The sequence below is a fragment of the Paenibacillus sp. P22 genome (assembly GCF_000469945.2).
GTDB classification, from domain to species: Bacteria; Bacillota; Bacilli; order Paenibacillales; family Paenibacillaceae; genus Paenibacillus_O; species Paenibacillus_O humicus.
Map to the genome: position 1 here is coordinate 1 of NZ_CBRA020000259.1, position 4030 is coordinate 4030.

The window sequence follows — 4030 nt, forward strand, 5'->3', positions numbered from 1 at the left end:
GCAGCGCCAGCTCGATGTTGCCCCGGACCGTGCGCCACGGCAGCAGGGCTGCCTGCTGCGGCATATACGCGGCGCGGCCGGCTCCCTCCGAAGCCGGCTTCCCGGCGAGCATAATTTCGCCGGAGTCCGGCCGCTCCAGCCCCCCGATGAGGCTGAGCAGCGTCGTTTTGCCGCTGCCGGAAGGGCCGACGAGCGAGACGAATTCGCCTTCGCCCACCGTCAGGCACACTCCGCCAAGCACCTCGACGCGACGGCCCCCGCTGCCGAACGACTTGCGCAGATTCCGTATTTCCAGCACGTTCATCTTCCATCCTCCTTGCGCGGCCGCCAGCGCAGCGTCAGCTTCTCCGCGCCTGCGACGGCCGCGAACAGCATCAGGCTGAGCATCACGACAAGCGCGACTCCGGCGAATACAAGCGAAGTCTTGAAGCCCTTGGAGGACAGCAGCATGAAGTAGCCGAGCCCCCGGTCGGAGCCGATCCACTCCGCCACGACCGCGCTCGTCACGCTGTACGAAGCCGCGATCTTGAGGCCCGAGAACAGCTGCGGCAGCGCGCCCGGCAGCTCCAGGCCGAGGAAGCGGCGCCAGCGGCCCGCTCCGATCATCCGCATGTACCGCTCCAGGCCCGGGTCGGCTCCCTGCAGGCCGCCGAGCATGGCGACGCAGACGGGAAAAAAGCAGACGAGCATGACGAGCAGCAGCTTCGGCAGCAGTCCGAAGCCGAACCAGATGACGAGCAGCGGCCCGATTGCGATGACAGGAATGTTCTGCGACAGGACGAGCAGCGGATAGAAGCCCGATCGCACGAGCGGCAGCAAATGCAGGACAGCTCCCAGCAGCAGGCCTGCGGCCGCGCCCCCGGCGAAGCCGAGCAGCGTCAGGCTCAAGGTCGCGCCCGTATGCTGCGCCAGCCTCGGGCGCGCCGACCAGGCATCCCGGGCGATATCGCTCGGGGCGGGCAGCAGCCACGCCTCCGTCCCGGACAGACGCACGGCCGCCTCCCACAAGAGCAGGAAGGCGGCCATGACGACGACCGGAGGCAGCAGAGCCCTCCAGCGTATCGTTCTACTGTCCATCCGGGTATTTTTCCAGCAGCCGGTCCATCGAGGCGCCGTTCTCCGGGTTGTAGTATATCTTCACCTGAGAGATGACGGAGGGGCAGCCCATCGCCGCCATCTCCTTGCTCATCTCCGCGACGACGGCGAGCAGGCGCACGAGGTCGCCCTCCATCGTCGTCTCGAGCGGCGCGACGCGGTACGGCACGCCGGCCTCCTTGATGATCTCGATCGCCCGGTCCACGTACGGAAGCACGCTTTCCCCGCCGGGCGTCGTCGGCAAAATCTGAATGCTTACAAGCGCATTGGCCATATCCGGTTCCCTCTCCCCGTCAGCCGGCATCAGGATGCCGGCAAGTAATCGTTCGTGAACGCCTTGGACAGATCCGGCAAGGTGTCCAGCAGCTTGTGCTCATGCATCCATTCGGCATAATTCGTCCAGACTTCCGCCTTCTGCTCGCCCCAGCGGGGAGCGTCATCCTGATATTTGGGGCTCAGCCACTTCTGGCTGGCGCGCACCAGCTCCGGATTGAGGTCCGGAACGGCCTTGATCAGGATGTCCGCGGCGGCGTCGGGTTCGGAGATCGCGTAGGCGTAACCCTCGGAAGCTCCGGCCATGAACGCCTTCACCACATCAGGGCTTTCCTGGATCAGCTTTTCGCTCGTTTCCAGCACCGGCGTGTAGTAATCCAGCTTCTTGCTGTAGTCGGTCAAGTACACCATGTTCAGCTTCTCCCCGCGCAGCTCCGCCTCCACCCCTGTCCAGGCGTAATAGATCCAGGCGAAGTCGATATTCCGCTTCACGGCGGTGAAAAAGTCCGCGTTGCCCATGTTGACGATCTTGACCTTGCCGACATCGGCGCCCTGCTCCTGCATGAGCGAGGAGATGACCTCCTGCTCGACCGGGGCTCCCCAGCCGCCGTAGGTTTTGCCCTCGAATGCCTTCGGCTCCTTGATGCCCTTGGCCTCCGGCGAAGCAAAGCCGGAAGTGTTGTGCTGGATGACGGCCGCCAGCGACACGAGCGGCAATCCCTCGCTGCGGGCGAGCGTAATGTTCTCCTGGTAGCCGACGCCGAATTCAGCCTCTCCCTTGGCGACCAGCGTGTCGGCTGCCGTCCCCTCCGGCGGCTGCACGATCTCGACGTCGAGGCCGTGGTTCAGGAAAAAGCCCTTGTCCCGGGCGACGTACAGGCCGGTATGATTCGTGTTCGGCGTCCAGTCGAGGACGACCTTCACCTTCTTGACCGGCGCGGACGTGCTCGTTCCGGCGCTGCCGGAAGGCGCAGGCGTCGCTGTGCCGCTGTTCCCGCTGCCGTTGTTCCCGCCGCTTGCGCCGTTCCCGTTCCCGCCGCAGCCTGCCAGCAGCGTCGCCAGAACAAGTGCGGCCAGCCCCGCTTTTTTGCCCATCCCGCTTGAAATGCCCATGTTGCTTCCCCTTCTTTCTCTCGCAGCCGTGAGCCCGCCCGGGCCTTGTCCGGAGCGCCAGCATGAGAGGAACAATAAAAAAAAGACGTCTCCCAAGGAAGACGTCTTCGTCACGTGAATCCTTTTGCGCCCGAGGGCGGCAAAAGGCTCGGATGACATGCGGTTCCTACGCTGGCATTATCCAGATCAGGTTTAACGGGTCGGGATGCTTCTCCCCTCTCAGCCGGCGTACGCCAGCTCCCCAGGCTCATTCGGTTGTCAATAGAGCCATTATAGCAGAGAAGCCTTTTATTGCAACCTTCCGTGTCGAAATTTGCGGGCGCGCGGCATCACGTAGAGCCGGCTTCCGGACTTTCCGAGCCTGAAGACGGCTGCTTGGCGTCAGAGTCGGCAGGCGCTCCGCGAGCCTTGTTCCGCTCGCCGTTTTTGCCGTCAGAGCCAGGACTCTCGTCCTGCTGCCCGTCCTGGCTTCCGGCCTTTTCGGCGCTCCCATCGGCTCCTGCCTTCCCGTTTCCCGGCTGTCCGCTTCCGCTTGCCTCGGCTCCGCCGGCCGCCGCATTCCCGGCTCCGCTTTGGCCGCTGCCGCTCTGACCGCCGGCCTCCCCGGCCCTTGGCCTGACCGCCGGCTCCCGCCTTTGCGCCGCCTTGCCCCGCTTGCCGCTGCGCTTTCTTTTTGACCCATCCGATTCCCATGACGAGCATGAGCAGCGGCAGCGCGATCTGGTAATAGGGACTGAATTTCAGGTAGACGGTCATGCCCGTCCACAAATGCTGCGACATGATCGGCTCCAGGAAGCTTGCCGTGAAGATGAGCGGGGCCATGACGAGGGCGCCGGCCCGATAGGGAACTCCCCAGGCTGTCCGCAAAGCGATGACCGAACCGAAAAACAGTCCCGTAGCCTTGACGTACAGCCCGATGTACAGCAGCAGCGTCACGAGAATATCGAGCCGCTCCAGAAAGTTGAACAGCCGGATCTGCTCCACCGCCTCCAGCGTCGGAAGCTCGGCGAGCCGGTACAGCTCCGGACCGAGCACCATCATCAGCACCATGTTGACCGCGATCAGGAACAGCGAGACGCCGATGTAGGCGCCATAGGACATCGCGCCTGTGGACGGGGAGCGTCTGGCATAGGTCCAGAACATCATCAGCACCATGACCTGTCCGAACGGAAACGACAGGATATCGGGAAACGCCGCGTGCAGGACCGGCCTGAAGCCGTTCTCCAGCACAGGCCGCAGACGGTTGAAGTCGAGCAGGCCCGACGCCAGAAACAACCCCAGAAGGGAAATGTAGCTGACGGCCAGCACCGGAATCAGCACTTGGTTGACCCGGAAGAACGCCTCTACTCCCTGCCTGGCGGTGTAGTAGACGATTCCCGTCAAAACCAGCATCGTGCACCACATCGGCGTCTGGGGCAGCAACGTGGCGGAGATCAGCTCCCCGAAGTCGCGCACGTTGCGCATCGACTCCAGGGCGAAGACGACAGCCAGCGCAGCGCCGAGCAGGCCGCCGAGCAGCTTGCCGAAATGCAGCTTGTACAGCCCGACC

General features: G+C 64.1%; 5 protein-coding genes and 1 riboswitch. All 5 genes read right to left on the reverse strand.

Annotated features, from left to right (window positions below):
- The coding region (locus tag BN871_RS25130) for an ATP-binding cassette domain-containing protein (protein ID WP_048749814.1) at positions 1–304 on the reverse strand (304 nt) is incomplete at its 3' end.
- Positions 301–1077, reverse strand: a complete 777-nt coding sequence (locus tag BN871_RS25135) for an ABC transporter permease (RefSeq protein WP_048749817.1) — start codon at positions 1075–1077, stop codon at positions 301–303. The genes BN871_RS25135 and BN871_RS25130, both read right to left, overlap by 4 nt.
- A complete protein-coding gene (locus tag BN871_RS25140) occupies positions 1067–1369 on the reverse strand; it encodes an MTH1187 family thiamine-binding protein (protein ID WP_048749819.1) in 303 nt (100 codons plus the stop codon). The genes BN871_RS25135 and BN871_RS25140 overlap by 11 nt, the downstream gene beginning before the upstream one ends.
- Before the next feature lie 29 nt (positions 1370–1398).
- Positions 1399–2481: an ABC transporter substrate-binding protein gene (locus BN871_RS25145; protein ID WP_048749822.1), complete on the reverse strand. Its 1083-nt coding sequence runs from the start codon at positions 2479–2481 to the stop codon at positions 1399–1401.
- A gap of 145 nt (positions 2482–2626) precedes the next feature.
- A riboswitch (TPP riboswitch) is annotated at positions 2627–2735 on the reverse strand.
- Between the two features lie 178 nt (positions 2736–2913).
- A partial coding sequence (locus tag BN871_RS25150) for a GerAB/ArcD/ProY family transporter (RefSeq protein ID WP_048749824.1) occupies positions 2914–4030 on the reverse strand: 1117 nt, incomplete at its 5' end.